Annotated in this window: 22 protein-coding genes; 16 read left to right on the top strand and 6 right to left on the bottom strand. The window is 59.9% G+C overall.

From position 1 onward, the window contains the following. Positions 1-9 precede the first annotated feature (9 nt). The 3 genes from CCOS191_RS16335 to CCOS191_RS16345 are packed head-to-tail and all read right to left on the bottom strand — an operon-like array spanning position 10 to position 5,521. Positions 10-2,412 carry an efflux RND transporter permease subunit gene (locus CCOS191_RS16335; protein ID WP_231867444.1) on the bottom strand — a complete coding sequence of 801 codons (2,403 nt, stop codon included), beginning with the start codon at positions 2,410-2,412 and terminating at the stop codon, positions 10-12. 14 nt (positions 2,413-2,426) lie between these two features. Then, a complete protein-coding gene (locus CCOS191_RS16340; protein ID WP_331711938.1) occupies positions 2,427-4,073 on the bottom strand; it encodes a DUF1302 domain-containing protein in 1,647 nt (548 codons plus the stop codon). Between the two features lie 23 nt (positions 4,074-4,096). Then, positions 4,097-5,521 (bottom strand): DUF1329 domain-containing protein, encoded by a 1,425-nt coding sequence (locus tag CCOS191_RS16345; protein WP_046856116.1) that lies wholly within the window; start codon positions 5,519-5,521, stop codon positions 4,097-4,099. 787 nt (positions 5,522-6,308) lie between these two features. On the opposite strand from CCOS191_RS16345, the gene CCOS191_RS16350 reads away from it, so the two are divergent. Both CCOS191_RS16350 and CCOS191_RS16355 read left to right on the top strand, forming a co-directional pair. Beyond that, positions 6,309-7,343 (top strand): AraC family transcriptional regulator, encoded by a 1,035-nt coding sequence (locus tag CCOS191_RS16350; protein ID WP_046856117.1) that lies wholly within the window; start codon positions 6,309-6,311, stop codon positions 7,341-7,343. Further along, positions 7,340-8,437: an AraC family transcriptional regulator gene (locus tag CCOS191_RS16355; RefSeq protein ID WP_046856118.1), complete on the top strand. Its 1,098-nt coding sequence runs from the start codon at positions 7,340-7,342 to the stop codon at positions 8,435-8,437. The genes CCOS191_RS16350 and CCOS191_RS16355 overlap by 4 nt, the downstream gene beginning before the upstream one ends. A 19-nt stretch (positions 8,438-8,456) precedes the next feature. Here the strand turns inward: CCOS191_RS16355 and CCOS191_RS16360 are convergent, their stop codons facing one another. Then, a complete protein-coding gene (locus CCOS191_RS16360) occupies positions 8,457-10,235 on the bottom strand; it encodes an acyl-CoA dehydrogenase C-terminal domain-containing protein (protein ID WP_046856119.1) in 1,779 nt (592 codons plus the stop codon). Between the two features lie 438 nt (positions 10,236-10,673). On the opposite strand from CCOS191_RS16360, the gene CCOS191_RS28010 reads away from it, so the two are divergent. From CCOS191_RS28010 to CCOS191_RS16375, 4 genes are all read left to right on the top strand, one after another. Then, positions 10,674-10,838: a hypothetical protein gene (locus tag CCOS191_RS28010; RefSeq protein ID WP_156177624.1), complete on the top strand. Its 165-nt coding sequence runs from the start codon at positions 10,674-10,676 to the stop codon at positions 10,836-10,838. A gap of 152 nt (positions 10,839-10,990) precedes the next feature. Further along, positions 10,991-12,202 (top strand): acyl-CoA dehydrogenase family protein, encoded by a 1,212-nt coding sequence (locus CCOS191_RS16365; RefSeq protein ID WP_046856120.1) that lies wholly within the window; start codon positions 10,991-10,993, stop codon positions 12,200-12,202. A gap of 12 nt (positions 12,203-12,214) precedes the next feature. Beyond that, positions 12,215-13,243: a phosphotransferase gene (locus CCOS191_RS16370; RefSeq protein ID WP_046856121.1), complete on the top strand. Its 1,029-nt coding sequence runs from the start codon at positions 12,215-12,217 to the stop codon at positions 13,241-13,243. 26 nt (positions 13,244-13,269) lie between these two features. Continuing rightward, entirely contained in the window at positions 13,270-14,040 is a 771-nt protein-coding gene (locus CCOS191_RS16375; protein ID WP_046856122.1) for an SDR family NAD(P)-dependent oxidoreductase, read from the top strand. A gap of 567 nt (positions 14,041-14,607) precedes the next feature. Here the strand turns inward: CCOS191_RS16375 and CCOS191_RS28455 are convergent. Both CCOS191_RS28455 and CCOS191_RS16380 read right to left on the bottom strand, forming a co-directional pair. Beyond that, the gene (locus tag CCOS191_RS28455; RefSeq protein ID WP_082120445.1) at positions 14,608-14,832 is read right to left on the bottom strand and encodes a hypothetical protein; all 225 of its coding nucleotides are present in this window, start codon (positions 14,830-14,832) and stop codon (positions 14,608-14,610) included. A 63-nt stretch (positions 14,833-14,895) separates the two neighbouring features. After that, on the bottom strand, positions 14,896-15,141 hold the full coding sequence (locus CCOS191_RS16380; RefSeq protein WP_046856123.1) for a hypothetical protein: 246 nt from the start codon (positions 15,139-15,141) through the stop codon (positions 14,896-14,898). A 424-nt stretch (positions 15,142-15,565) separates the two neighbouring features. Here CCOS191_RS16380 and CCOS191_RS27510 point away from each other — a divergent pair, with 424 nt between their 5' ends. From CCOS191_RS27510 to CCOS191_RS16430, 10 genes are all read left to right on the top strand, one after another. Further along, complete coding sequence (locus tag CCOS191_RS27510; RefSeq protein WP_082120446.1) at positions 15,566-16,291, top strand: hypothetical protein; 726 nt, start codon at positions 15,566-15,568, stop codon at positions 16,289-16,291. A gap of 113 nt (positions 16,292-16,404) precedes the next feature. Further along, complete coding sequence (locus tag CCOS191_RS16385) at positions 16,405-16,620, top strand: AlpA family transcriptional regulator (protein WP_046856124.1); 216 nt, start codon at positions 16,405-16,407, stop codon at positions 16,618-16,620. Between the two features lie 4 nt (positions 16,621-16,624). Continuing rightward, entirely contained in the window at positions 16,625-17,503 is an 879-nt protein-coding gene (locus tag CCOS191_RS16390) for a ParA family protein (RefSeq protein WP_046856125.1), read from the top strand. A 14-nt stretch (positions 17,504-17,517) separates the two neighbouring features. Beyond that, the gene (locus CCOS191_RS16395; protein WP_046856126.1) at positions 17,518-19,059 is read left to right on the top strand and encodes a ParB family protein; all 1,542 of its coding nucleotides are present in this window, start codon (positions 17,518-17,520) and stop codon (positions 19,057-19,059) included. A 15-nt stretch (positions 19,060-19,074) separates the two neighbouring features. Continuing rightward, positions 19,075-19,626 (top strand): DUF2857 domain-containing protein, encoded by a 552-nt coding sequence (locus CCOS191_RS16400; protein ID WP_046856127.1) that lies wholly within the window; start codon positions 19,075-19,077, stop codon positions 19,624-19,626. Continuing rightward, positions 19,620-20,825, top strand: a complete 1,206-nt coding sequence (locus CCOS191_RS16405; protein ID WP_046856128.1) for an STY4528 family pathogenicity island replication protein — start codon at positions 19,620-19,622, stop codon at positions 20,823-20,825. Before CCOS191_RS16400 ends, CCOS191_RS16405 begins: the two co-directional genes overlap by 7 nt. A gap of 148 nt (positions 20,826-20,973) precedes the next feature. Continuing rightward, positions 20,974-21,738 (top strand): PFL_4669 family integrating conjugative element protein, encoded by a 765-nt coding sequence (locus CCOS191_RS16410; RefSeq protein WP_046856129.1) that lies wholly within the window; start codon positions 20,974-20,976, stop codon positions 21,736-21,738. Then, a complete protein-coding gene (locus CCOS191_RS16415; protein ID WP_046856130.1) occupies positions 21,735-22,229 on the top strand; it encodes a DUF3158 family protein in 495 nt (164 codons plus the stop codon). Before CCOS191_RS16410 ends, CCOS191_RS16415 begins: the two co-directional genes overlap by 4 nt. A 5-nt stretch (positions 22,230-22,234) precedes the next feature. Further along, on the top strand, positions 22,235-22,663 hold the full coding sequence (locus tag CCOS191_RS16420) for a single-stranded DNA-binding protein (protein WP_046856131.1): 429 nt from the start codon (positions 22,235-22,237) through the stop codon (positions 22,661-22,663). Between the two features lie 513 nt (positions 22,664-23,176). Next, positions 23,177-25,144: a DNA topoisomerase III gene (locus tag CCOS191_RS16430; protein ID WP_046856132.1), complete on the top strand. Its 1,968-nt coding sequence runs from the start codon at positions 23,177-23,179 to the stop codon at positions 25,142-25,144. Positions 25,145-25,292: the final 148 nt, after the last annotated feature.

A 25,292-nucleotide genomic window follows, 5' to 3' on the forward strand; every position in this document is an offset into this window, starting at 1 on the left:
TCATTCTCCTCAATGGGTCAGCGCGCCGACCATGCGCACCGGGCGCTTGCGTGGGAACACCCGTTCCAGCCAGACGGCGAACGCAGGCAGCACCGTCATGGCCATGACCATGTTGACCATGAACATAAAGGCCAGCAGCTTGCCCATGTCAGCCTGGAACTTGAGTTCGGAAAACGACCAGGTGGCAACGCCGACCGCGAGCGTGAGCGCGGTGAAGATGGTCGCGATCCCAACTTCGCGCAGGGCGCAGGCTACCGCGGTGGCGATGGGCTGGCCGTGGGCCTGGTGCAACTGGATGCGGTTGTAGATATAGAACGCGTAGTCGACACCGATGCCCACCGCCAGAACCATCACCGGCAGAGTGGCGATGGTCAGGCCGATCTGCAGCTCCTTCATGAACCAGTAACCGATGAAGGTGCCGAGGGTCAGCGGCAAACAGCACACCAGCACGGCCCTGAGGTCGCGGTAGACGATGAACACCAAGAAGGCGATCGCGGCATAGACATAGAGCAGCATCGGCGTCTCACTCTTCTCGACCTCCTCATTGACCGCTGCGATCACCCCGGCATTACCTGACGCCAGCCGCACGGCAATGCCTTCCTGTGGGTAGGCGGTGCGGAAAGTTTTCACGGCATCGATCACCCGAGAAATGGTGGTGGCCTTGTGGTCAGCCAGGTACAGGTGTACCGCGGTCATGCTGCAATCGGTGCGCATCAGGCCGGGCAGGCGCCCGACTTCGGCGGCCAGCGACGAATAGTTCATCGGGTCGATGGGCACCGCGCTCATTTTCGGATTACCTTCGTTGTAGCCCTCGTTGAACTGGCGCATCGCCGATGAGAACGACGCCACCGAGAGCACCCCAGGTACCCCTTCCATGGCCCAGACGAAGCGGTCCTGGTATTGCCCCAGCGCGATATCCTCGCAAGCGTTGTCGCTGCCATCAGAACCAGGCCGAACCTCGAAGACCACGCTCAACCAGTCAAGGCCGATATCATAGTTGCCGGCGATGGCCACCGCATCGCGATTGAAGCGTGAATCCTCCCGCAGCTCGGGCGCCCCAGCCTGAAGCGAACCGACCACACGGTCATGGCTTTGCCACACGGCCATGATGAACACGGCCACAGCCACCACCAGCACCCAGCGGGCATTGCGCCAGTCCGCCAGCCTCGCCAAACCCTCCAGCCAGCGCGACCGCCTTTGGCGCGACACTTCCTCGGCGGCGGCATAGCGTGCATCGACTTTCAGCATCGAAGCCACCAACGGCAGCATCACCAGGTTGGTGACGATCTTGTAGGCGACGCCGAGAGAGGCGGTGATGGCCAGTTCCCGGACCATCGGGATCGGGATCAGCAGCAGGGTGACGAAGGACACCAAGGCGGTAACCAGTGCCAAGGTGCCGGGTACCAGCAGCCCGCGGAAGCTGGAGCGGGCTGCCTGCGCAGCGGGCTTGCCATCGGCGATCTCACGGACGATATAGTTGATCTGCTGCACACCATGGGAAACGCCAATGGCGAACACCAGGAACGGCACCAACACCGCCAGCGGATCGAGACCGTAGCCCAGCAGGCGCAAACTACCGAACTGCCAGACCAGCGAGGTCAACGAGCAACCCAGCGCCAGCAGCGTGAAGCGCAGCGAGTGGCAGTACCAGTACACCGCCGCCGCAGTCAGCAACAAGGCCAGCACGCAGAACTCCAGCACCGCCGCCGCGCCATCGGCGATATCGCCAATCTGCTTGGCGAAACCGATCAGCTGGATCTCGAAATCAGCATCCTCGAACGGCTGTCGTAACTGTTGCTCCAGCACCCGGTTGTAGGCCACATAGTCCAGGCGTTGCCCATTGGCATCGTACTCGTTGAGCTCGGCAGAGATCATCGCGCTGGTCTGGTCTCTGGAAACCAGAGTGCCGATGAACCCACCCTGGGCGGTGGAGTCAGCGATGCGGCCAATGATGTTGGCATCCAGCCGCTCGGGGGTCACCGTTCCTGGCACCAACGGATCGGCACGAAAGCCCTCCTCCGTGATTTCGTTGACGAAGGCGTTCGGCGTCCAGAGGGAGCGCACACTGCTGCGCGAAACGCTGGGCAGGAACGTGACTGCCTGGGTCACATCGGCCAACCGCCGTAAGCCCGCTTCGCTCCAAATGGTGCCGTTGCGCGCCTTGACCACGATGGTGAGACGGTTCGCGCCGAGCAGGTCGCTGCGGTATTGCTTGAATGTCTCGACGTATTCATGACCGATCGGCAACTGCTTCTCGAAGCCAGCGTCCATGCGCAGTTGCACGGCGAACCACGCCATGCCCAGGGTGAACAACGCGAGCATCGCCAGCACCCAGCCACGATGCCCGAACAACCAGGCTTCGCCGCTTGCCAACAGGCCACGCGGCGGTGTTTCCTTGATCTTGATAGACATGTTCACGGCAGGCCTCACAGAGTGCGCGAAACGACGACACCTACGTAGTCGCGATCACGGAACAGCTGGTCATAGGGCGTGTCGCCTCCCATGAACTTGGCGTAGTTGAACGACACCTGCCAACTGGCCGGGTTACGCACGAAGTTGAGGTAGAGGTTCATGCTGCTGGCGTCTTCGGTGAATGTCGCCGAGAGGTTGGGCGTTCGTCCACCGAGGGAACGCGAATAGAAGATCCCTGGCGTCACCTGCCAGCCTGGAACCAATGTGCCATCGTAGGTAAGGCTGAAGTCCAGGTTGATCCCCGATGAGGTCTTGTCACCCCGAGCCTTTGGCGCCGTCGCAGGGTCCAGCTGCCAGGTATTGCCGCCGGCGGCGATAATCTCGCCGTCATAGCTGCGGTGCAGCCCCGGGTACTTGATGACCACCAGCTCGGTCAGCAACGTGCCGGTGCTGGCGCCGGTGAAATCGAGCAGCGTGGGCGAATTGGACGGCGTCATGCTGTAAAGCCCGGTGAGGTGCCACTGGAACTTCTTCTCGTCCTTCCAGCACTTACCGCCATTGTTGCTGCACAAATCCAGCACCGGGTTGAGCGGCACCGCGTCCTTGGGCCGGTAGGACAACTCGGTACCCACCGCCCAGTCGCCGATCGGCATGTTCGCGCTGATACCGTACAGCATACGGTCTTCCGGATACTCCCACTTCTGCGCCAAGGCGAAGGTGTCCGGATCCAGCAGGCGCATCGTCAATGAGGGTAGCTTGTCGTGGTAGCGCAGCACGTACAGGCCGACGTTCAGGTCGCTGTCCTGTGGCTGCCAACGTAGCGAAACGCCCCATTGCCCGCTGTCGCGGGCGTCCTTGTCGTCGAACCCGTAGCTCTTCATCCCACTGCCAAGCGCCGAGGTATAGGACCAGTAGCTGCCGACCGGTGGCACCTCGCTTTTGTTCCAGGCGAACTGGTAATAGGCCTCGATGTTGAACCCGTTACCGAGGCCCGATGCAAGGCTCAGCATTGGTGCTGGGAGCACCGCTTCCTTCAGTTGCACGCCGGGGCGCGAGAGCGCCTGAATGTCGTAGGCGTTGGTGTTGTTGATACCGCCTTGCACGAACAGGCTCTCGCCCCAGTTGATCACCTGGTTACCCAAGCGGGCGCGGACCCGCTGCTCGCCGACATCAAAGCCTTTGCTCACCCACAGGTCGAGCAGGCGCGCCTTGAATACCAGGTCATCACGGGCGGCGCTGGTCAACCCGTCCTTGCCTACACCATCAGGGGTGTAGAACGACATTGCGCCGCTGGTGTCGGTAGCTGCGAAATCGCGGATCCAGCTGCCACGAGCCATGAAGGTGAAATCTTCTGGCAGCTTCAGCAGCAGTTCATGGGTACCCTTGAGGTAATGAGTGAATAGGTCACCTTTATCGTAGTTTAGGTCCCCCTGGTCGCCGATGCCTGAGCTCTGCGCCAGGCAGCCGCTAGGCGGGTGATGCCCGCTCGCGCCCTGGTTGATCAGATTGCATCCCTGGGACTCGGTGCGGATACCCATGCCGTAGGAAATCGTCGAATCGAATGAGCCCCTGATGGACTCGGTCTCGAAAGTGAACCCCATTGCCAGGGGAGTCATGCACGCAATAGCAAGGCCTGAAGCTTTTGTGATTGTTGTTTTCATGGCGGCGCTCGAAGTGGGTAAGTTCAACGTTCGCTGATGGCACGCAGGTTGTCCGAGGTGTAGAAGTCACGCTTCAGACGGGGGTTGCCGGCATCCTCGGTGAGCCAGCGATGGTCTTTCTTGCCGACGCCGATGGAGGTCATGTCGTAGAGGTAGCGACCGTCCGCCAGGTTGTACTGGACCTGAGCTTCCATGTCGCAGGTGCCGGTCTCGTAGACAGGGATGGCGTAGCCCTCGCGGACCTTCCAGATTTGCCCTTGCTTGTCATAGTCAACCGCAACCAGGCCGTTCCAGCTGTCCTCGTCGATATAGAACACACGCTTGGGTGCCTGGTGGCGCATACCCTGGCGCACGGTCGCCTCAACGACCCAGACCCGGTGCAGCTCATAGCGGCGATACTGCGGCGCAAAGGCGTTCTGCTGCGCAACATCCTCGATACGGGCGGATGCGTCATAAGCACCGAACGAGTTGTAGGGCACCAGAAGCTCCTGCTTGCCGACCAGCTTCCAGTCGAAGCGGTCCATCGGGCCGAAGAAAATGTTCGACTCGTCGATGGTGTACTGGTTGTCCAGACCGATCTGCGGCGAGTCATAGGAATAGGACGGCATGCGACGCACCCGACGCTGGCCGGGGAAGTAGTAGAAGGTGCTCGCCTGCTCGCCTGCCTTGGTCGTGACCACTCCGGCCTGGCCAGCCAGTGCAGCTGGCTCGTTGTAGGAGAAGTAGGTGGCCACCTCGAGCCGATCGAACGAGGAGAACAGCGCACTGCCCTTCTGCCCCCACGGCGTGTACATGAACCAGTCGGTTGAGGTCTGCAACCAGCTCCCGCCACCGGGACGCGGTGAAATGCCGGACACCGTCTTGGCCATGTCGAAGCCTACGCCGCGATAGCGCATCTTCATGTTCCACATGACCTCGGCGCCTGTGGTCGGCATGGGGAACGGAATGCCTGGAACATGAGCGTCCTGCAGCGCGAGCCCGTCGGCGTCGAGCGTGGCGAAACCGACATTCTTGCGCGTATTGTCGACGACGAAGTCCGGTGCACCACAGGTGCGTCGGGTCGGGTAGACATCCATGCGGTAATCGGGAACTTTCTTGAACAGCTCCAACTGCCCTGGAGAAAGCTGCTTGGCGTACTGCGCCACGTTGGCTGCGGTGATGCTATAGAGTGGCTTGTCGTCCTTGAACTTCCAGGACTGCCCACGCACCTGCCCATAACTCCAGCCTGTGTCCTGCTTGCCCGGCGTCGCCCAGGCGGGAATCACGCCATCGGCGCTGGCGGCAACTTCAGCGCCCAAGGGCGTCAGTTTCGTTCCCAATTGCGAAGCATCGTTCTGCGCAGCCTGCACTGCGCCGCAGGCGGCCAGTGCCGCAAGCACCAGGGCCAATGACCGCCCTCTGCTGCCAATGGAGGTTGCAACATCAAGGCGCTGAATCACTTCTTTCATGCGAGGTTCCTCACGAGCTCTTGGCGACCGTTCGACCTGCCTCGTTCGAGGCGGGACTTACGACTGGGTTTGTTTCAAAAGCATGGTCAGATGGCGACCACGCAATGACAGTCAGCAATTTGCCTGCCATTATTTTTTTATGTTTATTTTCAATGTGTTACTATTTTTATAACAATTGATATGTGCTACCTGACGACTCAAATGCCCTCCCCTGGCGCACGCATAACAGCGATATGTGCAATTACGGAACACTCGTTACCTTAATTCGACGGACGATGCTTCCGCCCCCATCTGCCCCGAGTCGAGACCGACTGAGGCAGGCAGGCGTTATTGAGGAAAGGAGCAAGGCGGATGCCGCAATGGGCGCTGAATGACGCAGACAGGCTTTGGTCAAGGCAACATTCAATGAACCTGTTGCGCTAATGCCGAAAAATATCGCCGATTCCGGCAACGGGGTGAATGTGAGGAGTAATGGCCGGGCTCGCAGAAGCGCGCACACTCGACAGGTAGACACTCCCTGCACCCAGCACAACGAACACAATGGCGATAAGCACTCGAGACATGACGATCTCCGTAATCGGCTTTTTGCCGCAGCAGAGTTTGTTTTTGTTTGTACGTCCTCTCCGAGTCTGACGGGCAATATGCTTGAGCGCTTCACATATCGCGCCACTAAACAGGCTTTTCATGACACCCTGGAAAGCCATGTTCCTGAGTGGTGGACAGCTGTTACGATGAGCCATCACTACCTCAGGCACTGCATGCGCACTGTCAGACCAGAACCTTCGACATGACTTCTTTCGTCCTCGACATCGCCCTGCTCGGTTTTGACGAGTTCTCGACCCGCCAGGGAATGGACGCCCGCGCACTGCTTGAAGAGGCAGGCGTGATGGAAGGCCGGACAGACCTGCCGCTCAGCGGCGAGCGCTTTGCCGCACTCCTGGAACTGGCGTCGCGCAGATCCGGCAATGCGCTGTTCGGCTTAGAGCTTGGCTTGCAACAAGGGCTTTCGGCGCTGGGCACGCTGCACTATGTGATAAGCAGCGCCCACACAGTCGGCGATGCGTTGCAGGCATTGGTCCGCTACTTCCCTACCCACAGCAACGGCGCAGAGCTAAGGCTCGAGCAACGGGGTAATCAAGCCTGGTTGCTCTATGACGTGATAGATGCAAATGTGTCGGTCACCCGACAGACCGTCGAGCTTGCCATGGCGCTTGGCACCAAGATCATGGAGAGCCTTCTGGGACGGGCCTGGAAACCTCAGGAACTTTTGCTTCGCCATGCCGCCGGCGCCCGTCTGAACACTTACCGAGCCTTGTTGGATATCACTCCGCGCTTCGATAGCGCGGTCAATGCCTGGGTATTCGATCATGTCCTGCTGACCCATGCGCTCGGTGAGCGTGATGCTGGCCTGCAGGTGTTGATGAAAAACCACTATGACGAACTTGCGTACCTCACCCTGCGCGAGCTACCCGCCCATGTTCAAAGGCTAATGAGGCACGACCTTTGCGATGGGCAGGCCAGCCTTGAACAGATAGCCGGGCAGCTTGCCCTCAGCCCGCGGACTCTGCAGCGTTACCTGCAAGCCGAAGGTACCCACTACCAGGCTTTGCTGGATGATACCCGGCAGGCCATGGCCAAGCGTTATCTCTGTGACTCCACCGTGAACCTGACACAGCTTTCCGCGTTGCTTGGCTACACCAGCCTTGGCGCCTTTTCTCGCGCGTTTACCCGCTGGAACGGCATCAGCCCGCAGAAATGGCGGCAACATCATCGGACAGGGCAACTGGCCGCACCGCAAACCCACGAGGTGCCACCACCATGAAAGCAGCATCCGCCGCGGCCAGCGAGCGCAGCACGACCACTGGCTCATTCATCCGTGCGCTGGCGCTCAGCAAATTTACCGAATTCGCCAGCGATGAAGGACTCAGGCCGACGGCAATGCTCCGGCTGGTGGCTTTGCCTGTGGACGTGGAACAATTCCCCCAGCAGATCCTTGCCTACCAACGCTACTGCGGGTTGCTGGATCTGTGCGCACAACATACCGAGCAGGCGCTGTTCGGTTTACGGTTCGGGATGCACCAAGGGCTAGCGGTATTCGGTGACATGCTCTACCTGGTCGGCAGCACCCAATCGGTAGGCGAAGCACTGCTGGAGCTCAAGGACAACTATGCAGTCTTCAATGGTGCGGTCAGCATGCAGCTCCTACCTGCACGTGATCAGGTCTGCCTTGAGTTTTCAACGCCCCGGCAGTACGGCCCCGGGCAGTTCCAGGCCGCAGAGCTGATGTGCGCCGTGGCCCTGAAACTGTTGCGTGCGATGATCGGTGACGAATGGCAACCTGATCATGTGGCCTTTACCCATGCACCACTTGGCAGCGAGCTGGACTACAGAAGCATCCTTGGCTCACCTCCGATGTTTTCCTCGTCGTTTACAGGGCTGGTCTTTCCACGAGATGTCCTGTCGTTACCACTGAATGCCAAGGACACAACATTGCACCAGCTGCTGGAAACACACATAGGCCGGATGGAGCGGTTGTCCAGCGCGGCACTCCCTGGATCCATCAAGCAACTGCTCCGCCATCTGCTTCCCAGCGGCCGTGCGACAGTGGACAAGGCCGCCAGTTGGATGGTCCTGAATCCACGGTCGCTGCAACGCCTACTCTTCGCCGAGGGCACTTCATTCCAGCAGCTTCTTGACGAAGTGCGCCAGGAATCAGCCCAGCACTACCTGAAGGATCCCGCCATCAGCATGAGCAGGCTGGCGAAGCTTCTGGGATATGCAGACTCGAGCGGCTTCAGTCGCGCCTTTCATCGCTGGTTTGGCCTCACCCCGCTCCAATGGCAACGAAAAACCGGGCTGGCCAGGCAACCGCGTTTACTCCGAGGTCGAAAAAACTACAACGGCCCTGCCGAGTAATGCTGCCTGGCAACATTACTCAGAACTGCGTGCTTTCCAGAAGATACAGCGACTCACTCCCGGCTTTCACGGCGGCTGTCAATGAATGGATCCGAGGCAGCAGGCGAGCAAAGTAGAAGCGCGCGGTGCCCAGTTTGCTTGCGTAGAAGTCGTCTTGACCTGCTTTGGGCAGCGCCCTATGTGCCATTCGCGCCCACATGTAGGCATAGACGGTGTATCCAAAGACATGCAGATACTCGACCGAGGCTGCACCCACTTCGTTAGGATCGCCCTTGGCGCGGTCCAGGATCCAGGCCGTCAATTCCTCAAGATTGAGTACCGAAGCTTTCAATGGCGCAGTAAATTCGGCCAGCGTCGGTGGCGCCGAGTGGATGAAATCTAGCACCTCGTCAATCAAGGTTTGCGCGGCGGCGCCACCCGTTCCCAGAATCTTGCGGCCGAGCAGATCCAGCGCCTGAATACCATTCGTACCCTCATAGATCTGGGTGATACGGCAGTCACGCACCAATTGTTCCTGACCCCATTCACGAATATAACCATGCCCGCCAAACACCTGTTGGCCGTGTAACGTGGCTTCCAACCCCATATCGGTCAGGAATGCCTTGGCGACTGGCGTCAGCAATGCGACGAGTTCTTCTGCGCGCTTGCGTACGTCGGCGTCTTCGCTGTACTTGGACGTGTCCAGTTGCATCGCGACATAGCTGGAGAAAGCGCGCCCACCTTCGTTCAAGGCTTTCATGGTGAGCAGCATGCGACGTACATCGGCGTGAACGATAATCGGATCAGCAATCCGCTGCCCATCGACAGCCCCACTCGATGCCCGTCCCTGGACACGATCACGGGCATAGCTGATCGCACTCTGATAAGAACGCTCGCCGGTAGCCAACCCTTGGACGCCCACTCCCAGCCGCTCGTAGTTCATCATGGTGAACATTGCGGCCAGACCTTTATTCGACTCGCCGACCAACCAGCCCTGGGCACCATCGAAGTTCATCACACAGGTCGCTGATGCCTTGATGCCCATCTTGTGCTCGAGAGATCCGCAGCTCAGGCTGTTCTTCTCGGCCAATGTGCCGTCGTCATTGCTCAATACCTTGGGTACCAGGAACAGCGAGATACCCTTGGGACCGACAGGGGCATCAGGTAGCCGAGCCAATACCAGGTGCACGATATTTTCGGTCAGGTCGTGCTCACCACCGGTAATGAAGATCTTGGTGCCGCTTATTGCGTAGCTACCGTCCGCTTGCGGCTCGGCGCGAGTACGGATAATGCCGAGGTCGGTTCCGGCATGCGGTTCGGTCAGGCACATGGTGCCTGCCCACTCGCCGCTATACATCTTCGACAGATATTGACCTTTCAGCGTCTCGCTCGCGTGTGCATTGATTGCCATACAGGCGCCAGCGGTCAGCATGGGGTACAGACCAAATGACAGGTTGGCGGCATTGACGATTTCATCGACCAGCGTCGAGAGCATCTTCGGCATGCCCATCCCGCCCTGGCTGGCATCCCCTGCAACTCCGCCCCATCCGCCCTCGGCAAAGGCCTTGTAGGCTTCCACAAACCCTTGAGGTGTTGTTACCCGCCCGTCTTTCCACTGACAACCTTGCTCATCACCGGGACGATTCAGCGGTGCCAGTACCTCGGCTGCAAGCTTGCCTGCCTCGTTCAGGATCGCCTCGGCAGTTTCCGAGTCGATAAAGTCGTGCAGAGCAGGAAACTGACCCCACAGTTTACTGGCCTCGAATACTTCATTGAGGATGAATTGCATATCTCGCAGGGGGGCTTGGTAATCAGACATGGCATTTCTCGAAAATGAGTTGGGTGATGCGCATCCCAAGAGCGAAATGCACACAGGGCAACCGGATTACTGCTGTTGCTGGAACGGGCGCTAATTAAAGACAACCACCGTTATGCTAATTCGTGGAATTGCTCGTTGGCAATGCCCTTTCGGTTGTGCTGTCGCTGCCCCTATTGGTGTGCAGGCTGACCGCCCTGACGAGTAGAAACCCGCTGGCGCATGCCTGACAACGGCCATGCGGCCGAGATTCAGGTGCGCATCACACAGCAAAATCGATAACAAGAAAGCCCCACGGCGCTTCAACACCACGAACGCTAATTCATGAATTGCACATTTTCTGGCGTGTTCTGTTAAATATCTGTCGCGCGGAGCCTTTAGACTTCAAATCACCTACAACAAAAACCGGCAACCAGCCGATCGCTGGACTCGGAGAAATTCATGCGCCGAATTGCGTTCATCGGCACGGTCACGTTTTTGCTCACAGGCACGTTGTATGCGGCAGAGCAAATCGTGCAGACCAGCCCCCTTTACCCTTGGCCTGTCTACCTGATGTCCAGTTTCGCGGACATGCTCAAACCCCTGCGCGATGCATTGGCAATCTAATGCTGACTTGCCCCCATCCTTCATCCGACAAGCATGATTTCCAATCGTCAAAGCAAGGGCATTGAGTTCGGTAATGCACTGGCGCATGAACCCTGCTCGCTTCCAACCCCCGTCTACGCAACACACCCCCGCGTCCTATCGAGGAATACAGCATGCACTTTGAATACAGCGCAAAAGTTCGAGACCTTCTCGGGCGGCTTGAGCGTTTCATGGAAGATCACGTATACCCAGCCGAGCACGAATACCATGATTTCATCGAGCGCTCCGACAACCGTTGGGTCATTCCTCCGGTAATGGAGCAACTCAAGGCGCGTGCACGGAGCGAAGGCCTGTGGAACCTGTTTCTGGCAAAGTTCGACGACTACGGCTCAGACCTGACCAACCTGGAATATGCGCCGCTAGCCGAGGTCATGGGCCGCTCGTTCATCGGCCCGGAAGTGTTCAACTGCAATGCGCCAGATACTGGCAACATGGAACTGCTGGCTCGCTATGGCAGCGAAGCGCAGAAACGCCAGTGGCTGCTGCCGCTGCTCAACGGTGAAATCCGTTCAGCGTTCGCCATGACGGAACCAGCGGTTGCTTCCTCCGATGCCACCAACATCGAATGCCGCATCGAACGGCACGGTGATGACTACGTGATTAACGGGCACAAATGGTGGACCACTGGCGCACCCGATCCCCGCTGTGCGTTCCTGATCGTGATGGGCAAGACCGATCCCGATGCCCCGACGCATTACCAACAGACGCAGGTCATCGTGCCGATGGATACCCCCGGCCTCAAGCTACTGCGCCCCCTGCGCGTATTCGGCGACGACGATGCCCCACACGGGCATGCCGAGATCCTGTTCGAGAATGTACGCGTCCCGGTTGGCAACCGGATCGGCGACGAAGGACAAGGCTTCGAAATTGCCCAAAGCCGACTGGGTCCAGGCCGGATTCATCATTGCATGCGCCTGATTGGGTCCGCTCAACGTGCGTTGGAGCTGATGTGCGCCCGGGTCGAGCAACGGGTGGCGTTCGGCAAGAAGCTCTCCGAGCAAGGTTCGATACGTGAGGACATCGCGCGTTCTCTGTGCGATATCGAGCAGGCACGCCTGTTGACCTTGAAGGCTGCCGACAAGATGGACCGCACCAGCTACAAGGACGCGCGGGATCTCATCGCGATGATCAAGATCGTTGCCCCAACCATGGCGCAGCAGGTCATTGACCGCGCCATCCAGGCTCACGGTGCACTGGGCCTGTGCCAAGACAGCTTCCTGCCGCGCGCCTTTGCTAATGCCCGGGCCATTCGCCTGGCCGATGGCCCCGATCAGGTGCACATGGCCTCATTGGGCAAAGCGGTGATCAAACGCTACACAGCTTAAGGAGCGACTACCATGACCCACATTGAAAACCTCGACAGCGAGCGCCTGGGCGCCTACCTGGAAGCCGTTCTGCCCGGTTTCAACGGGCCTGTCGTGCTGGAGAAATTCGCTGGCGGGCAGTCGAACCCGACATACCGGCTCCGCGCTGGCGGGGCTGATTATGTGTTACGCAGCAAACCACGGGGCGCACTGCTGAAGTCCGCTCACGCGATCGACCGTGAGTTTCGCGTCATGCAAGCCCTGCGCAACACCGAGGTTCCGGTAGCCCACCCGTACCACCTCTGCGAAGATGCCAGCATCATCGGCAGCGACTTCTACCTCATGTCGTTCGTGGAGGGGCGGATTTTCTGGGACCCCGCACTGCCGGAGATCGAACAAGGCCAACGCACTGCCTACTACAAAGAAATGAACCGCGTGCTGGCAGCGATGCACCGCCTGGACGTCGAAGCCATCGGCCTCGGCGATTATGGTCGAGCCGGTAACTACTTCGAGCGGCAGATCGCGCGCTGGACCCAGCAGTACCAGGCCAGCGAAACCGAGACCAACCCGGCGATGAATCAGCTCATCGACCGGCTACCGATGTTGCTGCCGCCAGACGACGGGCGTGTCAGTCTGGTCCATGGCGACTATCGCCTGGACAACTTCCTGTTCCATCCTACCGAACCACGCATCCTCGCTGTAGTCGACTGGGAACTGTCCACTCTCGGGCATCCCTTCGCCGACCTGGCGTATCAATGCATGCAGTGGCGCATGCCAAATGACGGCCTAATCCGAGGGTTGGGTGGCCTCGACCGCCAGGCATTAGGCATACCAGACGAAGAAACCTATGTCGCCGACTATTGCGCGCGCATGGGACTGGAAAAGATCGAAAACTGGAACTTCTACCTAGCGTTCAGTTTTTTCCGGCTTGCCGCGATCGCCCAAGGCGTGAAGAAACGAGCCCTTGAAGGTAATGCTTCCAATACGCGGGCTCACGAAACGGGTGAACTGGCTCGGCCCCTCTCGCAGATGGGGTTGGACCTCATTGCCCCTGGGAATTGAAATTTCCGTGGTTTGGAGAAGTTACGATGGTTAATGAACGTTTTTCGCTGGCTGGTAAAGTTGCTCTGGTTACCGGCGCTTCGAGTGGCATTGGTTATTGTCTCGCCCACGGCCTGGCGCAGGCTGGCGCCACGATCGTGGCATCGGCTCGCCGGATCGACCGGATCGAGGCGCTGGTGCACGACATCAACAACAGCGGCGGTAAAGCCATCGCTGTTGCCATGGATGTGACCTCCAGTGATAGCGTGCGTGAGGCATTTGACGCTGCGGCATCAGAGGTCGGCGTGTGCGACATCATTATCAACAATGCCGGCATCGCTTCCCCTGCGCCCTTCCTGGAGACCGACGAGGCCTCCATGGATGCTGTGCTGGACACCAATTTCAAGGGAATCTGGCGCGTATCTCAGGAAGCCGCGCGCCGGCTTGCCGAGGCCAAGCAGCCGGGGGCGATCGTTAACATCGCCTCGATACTCGGCCTAGGCGCCCTGCCCGGGTACAGTGCCTATGCCGCCTCCAAGGGCGCCGTCATACAGTTGACCCGGACGCTGGCCAATGACTTGATGCGCTATGGGATCCGGGTCAATGCCATTGCACCCGGCTGGTTCGAAACTGAAATGAGCCAGCCTTTTTTCGCCAGCGAAAAGGGACAGGCAGCCATACGCTCGATGCCATCACGACGCCTGGGCCAACTCGACGAATTGATTGGCCCGGTGATCATGCTCGCTAGCGAGGCGGGTTCCTTCGTCAATGGCATAGTATTACCGGTAGACGGAGCCCATCACACCCGTTTGGCATGAGGATATTGCTGCGCAAGAGGACACAGAACTGCCATGCCTCTGTGTCCCACTAGCAAGCCTTTAGGCTCTCTAAAACAGCCCAGGCTGGCGAGTATCGGTTCCACCCGAGCAGTAGTGAAACTCCGAACAAGTCTGCCGGTTCCCGCGATGAGCAATGTCTTGACATCAAAAAGCCGCTTTTTCAGGCGTGAGTCGCCTCCGAACCAGAGCTTGTCCTGGTTCTTGCGCGCTACGGGCGCACCGCGACCGCATGGCCACCTTCCACTACCAAATCTTGGTGGTCAGCCCCTGCGCCGATCCGCTGAGGAACATGGCGCCCACATTCAACGCCGAGAAATCGAGGCCCATGCCCAAACCGCTCCTTTACAAATTAACAGGCCGCCTGAACGCGTGCGCACCATCATTCGCGCCCAACTGCTGCCACAGCGCCGAGAGGCCGCCCAACAATGGACGGACTACATGGACCGACTACGAAAAAATGCAGCGTTCGTTACACACACAGGCTGATAATGATTCACAGCGCTGCATCCCCTACAGTTTAATGACGCTTGCAAAATTTGCCTCAGCTCACGTTCTTCCGTAAATATCATCTGCATTTGCATCTCGACCACGGTTACGACATGCACACTCCAATTCAGCCTCAGCCCGTGTCGAAAAACTTAGAACCAGGCGAAGTTTATTTTGCGTATCGTACAGGTCATACCCTACTCCAACAGCACTTCCACGACCGTGCCGAGCGAACGTTTCGCCCTTGAGAGGTAGTGCTGGAATCACCACAAACCGAGCCGACATATTGACCTCTCACTTTTAAGAGTGACGTCAATCCACGCTTGCAGATAAGCGCTCGCAGTATTTTCAATGTTTACGAAAAGAAAGCCCTTCAAACTCAACGTCAAACTCAAAATCGCGCAACCGGATCAACAACTCTTGAAATGCGTGCTCACCGGCCAGTAAACGGGCAAAGACCGCACACTGACACAAGAGCGAGTCGAGTAATAGCCGCTGATCTTCCTCAGATTGGAATTTATTCACGCCAGCAAGAATGAGCTTGTACGCCGTTTCGGCGTAGATACTTGGCTTAGCCTGATCATGACAGTCCATGTCCTTCCTCCCCCGGGTTCGTTTCGACTTTGCCGACGCCAGAGAGTGGATGGCGGCGACCCGCAGGGGTGAGAAACCGGCTGATACCAGACCGGCCAGACGCGAACGCCTGCCCTACGGATCGCCATAACGCGACCCGCTGGTATCAATTCGGGTTCTCACACCCGGCGCCGATATGCGGCGCCCGACAAGGATTGCACACGTCCATCTTGCGGTGCAACCCTTCAAACCTCTCTAGCGTAAGTCAGACAGCCATTTTTTCGGACAAGAGCTGACCTTCCGGCCCCCACGCCTAAGGTGACCACGTACCGAGAGAACTAATCCAATGCGACAATGTCATCAGTATTGGATCCAAAGCGGCACCCTAGACAGCGCTTCCCTATCGTTGAGAAACCTAGGACGAGTTTTTAGCAGGAGGCTGGCCATGACCCTGACAAGAAGCTCCTACCACCCCATTGATGCTGCGATTCTTTGGTGCGGTCTTGCCGGTTACGAAGCCGAGATCCTACCAATTGCTTTGTCCCACCCAGCTGAGTTACTCAAGTATTTCCCCCAGTGGCCGTCTTTGCACTTGTATGCAGAACGTATATTCGATGCAATTGATTGTCACGAGCTGCCAGCTACTTACTTAGGTCACCCAGTAGAGGCACACGACCGGATTGAGCGAGCCTTTTTAACCATCCGCCATTCTGATCTTCGGGTCTGGATTGCACGCTACTACCCAGATGAAAAACCAGGTTTTCTCTTTAAAAATGACCACACTCAATGCATCAGCCTCGCAACCTATCTAACACTGACGGCCCACTTGGAGGCCGCTGAGCGCGAGCTGAAAAAAGTTTCCCGCGACTATGAGGAACTGGTCAAAAAAACATCCATAAAAGGTCAACAAAATTCAGACCTAGCGATCAAAACAAAACCATCAAGCACGCCATCTGAGCCTTTTCTCTATTATAGGATAATTGGTTCACTGTTAGCTGTCATTGTAGGGAAATCGCAACACGGCCAAATACAATCAATCTACAAAAACCAATCCGCAGTGGTAGACGCCATTACCTCCCAATTCCCAGGAATACCGGGCCTCAGCAAACGTACCCTTGATCGGAAATTTGCAGAGGCTAGGCGTCTTTTAACCCAAGCCACACAGGGTTAGTGCGCCATTGCCAGGCAATTGTTGCCATTGCCTGGCAATGATTTTCCACTCCAACGAGCCTTCACTGACTGTCACATCCCACTGCGCACCACATGGTGCTAAGGAGTGACATCATGCAACCGAGCAGCCCTGCCCCACTGTCTGCCGACCGCCACATCATGCGCCGCGATGAGGTGGAACAGAAAACCGGCTTCAAGCGTTCGCACATCTACAACCTGATGAAAGCCGGGCTGTTCCCACAATGCCGGCGCATTGGCACCCGCGCCGTCGGTTGGGACTCACTGGAAATCGAGCAGTGGGTCCAGGATCGACTCTCGGTCAGGGAGTAACGTCATGGACGTCCTCTCGCTGATCTCGACCAAGGGTGGCGCAGGCAAAACTACCGTCGCCGCCAACCTGGGCGGTGTGCTCGCCGATGCGGGCCTTCGCGTCCTGCTGCTGGACCTGGACAGCCAGCCGACTCTGTCCAGCTACTATGCCCTGCGCGAATCCCGTGAGGCCGGCAGCTACGAACTCATCGCGCAACGACTCACGGCACCTGAACAGGTCATTTCCACCACCGTCATCCCGCACTTGGACCTGATCGTGTCCAATGACCGCGCCGGGCACATCAGCACCCTGCTGCTGCATGCGGCCGATGGTCGCCTGCGCCTGCGCAACCTGCTGTCGGCTTTCGAGGATCTCTACGATGTGCTGATCATCGATACCCAAGGCGCGCGCAGTGTCGTCGTGGAGATGGTTATCCTCGCGTCCGACTGTGCCCTGTGCCCGGTCCCCCCAGAAATGCTCCCCGCACGCGAGCTGCGACGTGGCACCCTGGGGCTGTTCGAAGAGTTGGAGCCCTACCGCTGTCTGGGCGTCACCTTGCCGTCGGTGAAGCTGTTGCTCAACCAGGTCAACGCCAATCGCCGTGACACGCGCTTGATCATGCATAGCCTGCAGGCGTCCTTCGTGGGTGACGCTCACGTCAGCGTCTGCACCACGGTGATTCCAGACCGTGTGGCCTACCCCAATGCCGCCTCGCTGGGACTACCCGTGCACCGCGTCGAACCCAGACCATCCTCCGGCAGCCGCGGCCCTTGCGCCGCAGCGGTCATGCGCGCACTGGCCGTCGAGTTGCTCCCGCAGTGGGCGCAGCGACTTACCAAATCGGGCGCGCATGCGCCCGGCCAAGCGTCAGTGGTTGGCCGTCGACTCAGCCGTCACGGCTGATGGGAGGCTCTGTGATGAAGTCGCCGTCTTCCGAAGACATCACGCGTCAATTGCAGCAAGCGCATTTTCCGCAGAAACAGGGTCGCGACACCACGCCCATGCCCCTCGGGGACACACCGCTGGTGGTCAGCCTCGAACAACTGCGCCCGTACGAACTCAATCCGCGGGTGGTCCGCAACCCGCTGTATGACGAAATCAAAGCCTCGATCCGTGAGCGCGGACTGGATCAGCCCCCCGCGATAACTCGTCGCCCGGGTGAGCCGCACTTCATCATCCGCAACGGCGGCAACACGCGCTTAAGCATCCTCGGCGAACTCTGGCAGGAAACCCGCGAGGAGCGATTCTTTCACATCCACTGCCTGTTCCGCCCTTGGCAGTCCGAGTCGCATGCCTTGATCGGGCACTTGGCCGAGAGTGACCTGCATGGCCAGCTCACATTCATTGAACGAGCACTCGCGGTGGCGAAACTTAAGGAGATGTTGCAGGAGCCCGATGTCCCCCTCAGTCAGCGTGAACTTTCTGCACGCTTGAGCAAGGGTGGCTACCCGATTTCACAATCGCACATCAGCCGCATGTTCGACACGCTCGAGCACCTGCTTCCGGTCATCCCACAGGCGTTGTATGCAGGTCTTGGCAAGCCCACCATCGTCCGGGTCATCAACCTGCGGAGCCGAGCGGAGTCGATCTGGAATCAGTACTTGGGGGGCGTTCAACAATTCACGCTGCTGTGGTTCGAAGTGCTGTCGGCGTTCGACAGTGATAAGCCCGAGCTGAATTGGAGTGAGCTGCAGGATGAACTGGTTGCCAAGATGGCGGTACAGTTGAAGCAGACCCCCCGCCTGCTCACCTTGGAAATACACCAGGAAACGCGTCGCTCACCGCCGCCCTCAGACGCGCTTCAGCCTCTCCCGCAATGCTCACCAGGCGAAGCCTTCCCCCAGCCACCGGCCATCGAAGATGAAGCAGAAACGGCGCATCAATTGCCCGCACCTGAGCCGCTGAGCAGCGCGAACAACACCTCGGCAGCCAAGGCTCCACGCCTTCCCAATATCCGCGAGGCGCTGAGTGAAGGCGACCCGCTTGCTGCTAGGCGGCCAAACGCTCTTGAGGTCGGCGAGTCCTCGCATGGCTCCACCTCACCTCTCGCATCAGTACAGGATGACATCTACGCCTTACGTGAGCGTTGTGCTGCCCTGGCGGCTGACCTGGCCGCATATGCCGATGCCAGTGCCATGGTCAAAACACACGCAGAGGGCTTGGGTTTCACCCTGGCCATTGAACATGGCGAGCAGCTGAGCCCTAGACACACCGGCATTCAGCTAGTGCTCTCGGCCCTGCTGCGCCTGCAGGACGACGTGACCTGGCAGCAACGCCAGCAGCTGCCGGCCGCGCTGTTTGGCCAACTGCTGATTGGCGCCTACGACCTGCCCTTGCCCGAACGCCCGGCCCTGACCGTGGGTCTAGAACGACTACCTGATACCCAGTTGGAGCAGCTGTACGCCTTGATCCGCCACGCCCGGCAGTTGATCAAACTGACGCTGTCGTCCACGCGTTAAGTGAGGAGCCGCCTCATGAGTACGACTTTCAATCTGTTGAACCATGCCATGTTGAACCAGGTGCTGCATGAGCTGCGTCATGGCCGTCTGCAGCGCTGCAAAGCGCTGGGCCTGGCCGACGAGGACATCGAGGTCCTGCAATCGCTACCACCTACCACACTGTCCCACCTGGCGCATTCATCGATTGCCTGGGTCGAAGTCAAGGTCGATATCACCGTGCTGCGCCGCCTGATCGTTCAGGCCGAGCGTGACGAGCAGAACGAACGCTTGATCAATCGGGCGCTCAAGCTCGGCGCGAGCTCGACCATCATGTACCGCTACTTCGGCCTGGACCATTCGGAAACGGCGCTACGCCGACGTGTGCTCAAGATCGAAACCCACCGCGGCCGGCCGGTCCAGCTCAGTGAAGCTCAGGAGCACGCCGTGTGGAACCGTTGGACCCAACTGCGAAAGGAAGATCCGGATAACGATCCGCTGGACACCATGATGATGCTGGCCGAGGAACAGCACATCAGCCTGACGCTGGTCTGGCAACAGGTCGAACTGTACGGAGACCCACCATGCTGAGCTTCTTCGAAGTGGACTGGCAGGACGTGGTGCGCCAGTGCTACGACGCTCTTCGACGCCGAAATGAGTGCCAAGCTGCCCAGGCCCAGCAAGCGGCGGCGGCGGAACCCGCGCTGCGCACAATCTACTACGGCGACAACAATCCGTTGCCGCAAGCACTGCTCCTCGACCGCCGTCTAACCCCGCTGGAGCGCAACACCTGGCAGGTCCTGTACTGGCTGATCACCGAGCGCCAGGTCAGAACACCGCGCTACCAGGACCTGCAGCCCTACCTGGCGACCAGCCCTTGTGGTACCCAGGCGTCGCGCGAGACCATCGCCCGCGCACTGAACGTCCTGCGTACGACCCGCTGGCTCAGCCTGGTCGATCGCTCGCGCGACGCCTGGGGCTGTCTGCGTGGCTGCGTCTACGTACTGCACGGCGATCCGTTGACAGCGGCCGAGCAGCTCGAGCTGGACAGCGGTTACGCGGGGCTGCTGCAACAGAACCTCAGCCATGCCACCAAGGGGGTGCGTGATGTGACGCAGCGTGTGCTGACCGAAATTCAAGCTGACCCGCACGTCGCCCAGGACGACAAGGACAAACTGGGCTCACTGCCGCCGACACAGCAGCAAACGCTGCCGCTGATAGCCGAAGACGCGCAGGCGCAACATTCCGAACCTGGTCTGCGCCCCCCCGTTCGGAATGCTCACGCCTCGGCCACCGATTCCGAACCCTGCGGCAATGCACCGGTTTCGGCTGTGATTCGGAATGCCGACGCCGGCCGTACAGTACAGAAAGACCAGAGCAAAAAAAGTACAGTACTGGCGCAGGTGGAGTTCGGACGAGCCCGGTGGCCAGAGGATTTACCGCTGACCCCGACCGAGCGGCGCATGGCCTCCCAGGCAATGCGCCAGCTCGAGCCGGAACAGCAACAAGCGGTGATCAATGAAGCGGCGGTGCGCTGCGCACGCGGTGAGATCCGAAAACCCGTCGCCTACCTGATGGGTTTGATCAAACGTGCCTGTCAGGGCGAGTTCACCCTGTGGGCGGCCCGCGCCGAGGCAACGACCGCACCGTCGCGCACACCAAAGGCCACGCCAGCGGAGCCGTCCGGAGAGCGATCCAAGGGCGGTGGTCAGCGCACTGCATCGCCACTCGCCCTCTCCTGCCTGGAGGAACTGAAGCAACGCTGCCGCAGTTCGCTTGTGGCTACCTAGGGGTGGATCTCAGTGGATTTGATGCCCATGCCATTGAATCCAAGGAGGTCCAGCCTGTAATTACGAGCGGACCACCTTCGGGTTGATCCGCGTCGGATTGCCCGGATCGGCCCATCGTCGGCGTCATTCCGACGGCGAGGTACCGGCGATGACCGATCACTACCAGCTCAACCTGGGCTCTCTGCGCAGCAGCATCACCCTCACCCTGCACACCCACCATGCGGCGCGTCTGTGGCAAGGTCGCATGGGCCGTGAAGGGGTACACGCAATCATGGGCATGGCCGGTTACATCGGCGTCACCAACCTGCTCAAGCACGCCAGCAGCCAGGATGACCCGTTCGCCGACTGGTTCATGCTGCAGCTGGAGGACAAGCTGCTGCAGGCTAAGGCTGAAATGCGTGGGCTGACCAAACAGGTCAGTCGGGTGGAGCGCGCCCTGCCGACCCAGATCGATATCGGCGAAAACCTCAATATCCATCCTGTCACCCTGCCACTGTTCATCGGCAGCCAGTTGGGCTTTCTTGCGGTCTACCTGCTGACCGACTACGACACCCTGGTGCGCCGCGTTTTGCTCGCCCACCACACGGCATTGATCGGCCGCCCCGACATGGAAACTTGGATCGATCACGGCGCCCACGAACTGCGCAGTCTGTTCGGTCTGGCTCAGCGCTATCGTCTGGCGGGGGTCAGTCGGGATGACATGGCCGCCAATAACGCCCGTGCTCGCGAAGCGATCGACAAATTCGGCCTGCCACCGCAGGACATTCTGGAAGGCAGTCGCCGCTCTCAATTCGCCCCCCCCATCGCGCGAAGTCAGGCCACGTCGAATCCCGATGAGCCGGATCAACCTGCCCTGCCGGAGGCCGAGGCACATCCTGCGCCGGAAGACCCGGCCGAAGGGGGTGAGGCATGACCCTGGCCGATGCGATTGCCCGGCGGTTGTCAGCGGATGCCTATCGCGCGTTCGCACAAGGTGCCTCCCTAAAAGGCCTTTTAAAGCCTTTTAAGGGTAAGGGGGAGCTGCAGCAGTTCGCCGCGATGATCCTGCGCCTGCGCACCCAGGTCGCCGAATTGATGGCGGTGATGCTGGCAATCATGGCGCAGCCCCCCTTCTCGCTGCTGGAGTTGCGACTGGTCGTCCAGCACAGCGCGACGGGCACCGACTTCCTGCGCTGGCGCAGTCCGGATTTTCAGCGCATGGGCGTGCAGGTGTGGCAGGAAGCGGTGGTTCATCCGCATCTGCACCCTGAGCTGCGGCAAGCGTTGTATCAGTTGGAGACCAACCGCGTGGTGCTGAACCTGCAGATGAGCAGCCTGCAGTCGCTGTATCGCCAGGCCGTCGCCGGTGCCAGCAAGCTTGAGGCCGCCGAGCTCGCCCTGACCCGTTTCCCCACCGAGGAGTGACCCGCATGAGTACGTTATTTGTAGGTGAAGGCAACATCGGCAGCGTTCCGGAATTCCAGGAGTTCAGTTCGAACCCGGATGAGCCGCGGCGCCTGCTGCGGCTGAATGTCTATTTCGACAATCCGGTACCGCGTGAAGGCGGCTACGAGGACCGTGGCGGCTACTGGGCGCCGGTCGAGCTCTGGCACCGCGATGCCGAGCACTGGAGCACCCTGTACCAGAAAGGCATGCGCGTCCTGGTCGAAGGCCGCACGGTCAAGGAGGAGTGGGAAGACAGCGAGGACAATGCGCGCGTGACCTTCAAGGTCGAGGCCCGGCGCATTGGTATCCTGCCGCACCGCCTGGTCTCGGTCTCCATGCGCGAGAAAACGCAGGACACTACCAGCACCACGCGTAAAGGCGGTGGCAAGAAAGCCACGCGCAAGGCCGGGTGAACGTGGAACTCAGTGGAATCACTGCACACTGCGCGATACAGCAGGGAATGCGCAGTTCACCCGGCGAGCAGCACTAACGCTCGTTACGCTAACCATCTCACCGAGCTTCCCCGCACTGCCCACTCTCCAGCAACTGCTTCACCTCCGTCAGGCACTGATCCAGGGCAAGGAATGCCCGCCAGGCCGTCGGACTCTCCTGAACCCAAGCAATCAACAGCGCGCGCCTCCCCATTGTCCGGTTCCAGATAGGTAGCCATGAACCGCTCGTAGGCCTTGATCGCTAACTTATCAGCCTCACTCTGGTCGGATCCATGCACGTTTCAAGGAGCTGGGTGGCGCCGATAAGCAGTTCTCCCTGGAGTTTCTGCAAACGCTGGTCACCCACCTTGAGCAACGCAAATAAGGGTTTGTCCCTGCGCTGGCACGTCGAACCGATCCCCCCGGTTTCGGCTTTATCCTGGTACTCCACCACCACCCCCCCACCCTGTCGGTACCCACCGAGAGGGCCCGCATATGCGCCTGTTCATCTGCGAAAAACCGTCCCAAGCCCGCGACATTGCCCGAGTACTGCAAGCCAGCCGGCGTGGCGATGGCTGCCTGCAGGGCCAGAACGTCACCGTCACCTGGTGCATCGGCCATCTGCTGGAAACCGCGCCGCCTGAAACCTATGGCGATTACAAACGCTGGTCGTTGGACGACCTGCCGATCATCCCGGACCGCTGGCAGTTGGTGGTCAAGCCCAAGGTCGCCAGCCAACTGAAGGCGATCGACCAACTGCTGCGTACATGCCGCGAAGTGGTCATCGCCACCGATGCTGACCGCGAGGGTGAGATGATCGCCCGCGAGATCCTCGAGCGCTGTCAGTACCAGGGACCGATCCTGCGCCTCTGGCTTTCCGCCCTCGATGAAGACTCGATCCGCCGGGCCTTGGCCGCCTTACGTCCGGGCGAACAGACCCTGCCGCTGTACCACTGTGCGCTGGCCCGCTCTCGCGCCGATTGGTTGGTGGGTATCAACCTGAGCCGGCTGTTCACCCTGCTGGGCCGCCGTGCCGGTTTTGATGGTGTGCTGCCGGTAGGCCGCGTCCAGACGCCAACCCTGCGCCTGGTGGTCGAACGCGACCGGGCCATCGCGAGCTTCGTGCCGCAACCCTTCTGGAACGTCGGCGCCCAGTTGGTGGCAGAAGGCATGAGCTTCAAGGCCCGTTGGCAACCTCCGACTACGGTCTGCGACGATGAGGGCCGCTGCATCGATGAAGCGGCCGCCAGGCAAGTCGCACTGCGCCTGAGCCAACACGGAGCGGTCCGCATTGACACCATTGAGGTGGAGCAGGTCCGTGATGGCCCGCCACTGCCGTTCGACCTCGGCACGCTTCAGGAAGTCTGCTCGGCCAAACTCGGGCTCGGTGCCCAAGAGACGCTGGGAATCGCCCAGGCCCTGTACGAAACCCACAAGGCGACGACCTACCCGCGGACCGATTGTGGCTACCTGCCCGAGAGCATGCTCGATGAGGTGCCCCGCATACTCCATGCCTTGGTGGCCGCCACCCCTGCTCTCGGTCAGGTCATCAAAGAGCTGGATCCGTGTCGCCGCTCGCGCGCCTGGAACAGCAGCAAGATCACCGCGCACCACGGCATCATTCCGACCGCCATCACGCTCGACTTCACTCAGCTGTCCGAGCGCGAGCAGTCGGTTTACGCGCTGATTCGCGCCCGCTACCTCGCGCAGTTTTTGCCTGAGCATGAATACTTGAAGACCCAGGTGCTGCTGCAGAGCCAGGCCGATCAGTTGCTCGCTCGTGGCAAGCAGATCCTGATGCGCGGTTGGAAAGCGGTGATCAACGAGACCCATGGCAATGAGCCCGGCGAGCAGACACAACGTCTGCCTACGCTCCGCGAATCTGCCTCGCTGGCGCTGACTGACGCAGCCGCCATTGCCCAGCGCACGCAGCCCCCCAAAGCCTACACCGAGGGCACGCTGGTCAAGGCGATGAAAACCATCGCCAACCAGGTGGCCGATCCGCAGCTCAAGCAGACACTCAAGGACAGCTGCGGCCTCGGCACCGAAGCCACCCGCGCGGCCATCATCCAAGGCCTGATCGACCACGGCTACCTGACCAAGAAGAAACGCAGCCTGGCGGCCTCGGCTGCGGCGCACACCTTGATTGAAGCGGTGCCACCGGAAGTAGCCGACCCGGTACTGACGGCGCTGTGGGAGCAGGCGCTGGAGCGCATCGAGTCGGGCCAGTTGAGCGTCGAGGGCTTTCTTGCCAAGCAGGCGCAGTGGCTGACCCGTTTGGTGCGCAGCAACGCCTCGCTCACCCTGCAGCCGCCCCCCTCGAAGGGACCGCTCTGCCCGGAGTGTCGCAGCACCATGCGCCAGCGCAAAGGCCGCAGCGGCAGCTTCTGGTCCTGCATCCGCTACCCAGAATGCAAGGGCACCAAGCCGGTAGCCAAAACCAAGCGCCCGAAGAAGACATGACTTGACGGCGCACCGCCGCGCTGGTGTAGTGAATTTGCCCCACGCCACTTGGCGCCCCCAGACCGATTCGCTCCGGGCAGTTCGGTCAGACTCGTAGAGTTCGGAGCCACCCTTCACCGCCTCTGCGGATAACTTCTCAGCGTTCCAA

This window comes from Pseudomonas sp. CCOS 191, from assembly GCF_001007005.1.
In the GTDB taxonomy this organism is placed as follows: domain Bacteria; phylum Pseudomonadota; class Gammaproteobacteria; order Pseudomonadales; family Pseudomonadaceae; genus Aquipseudomonas; species Aquipseudomonas soli.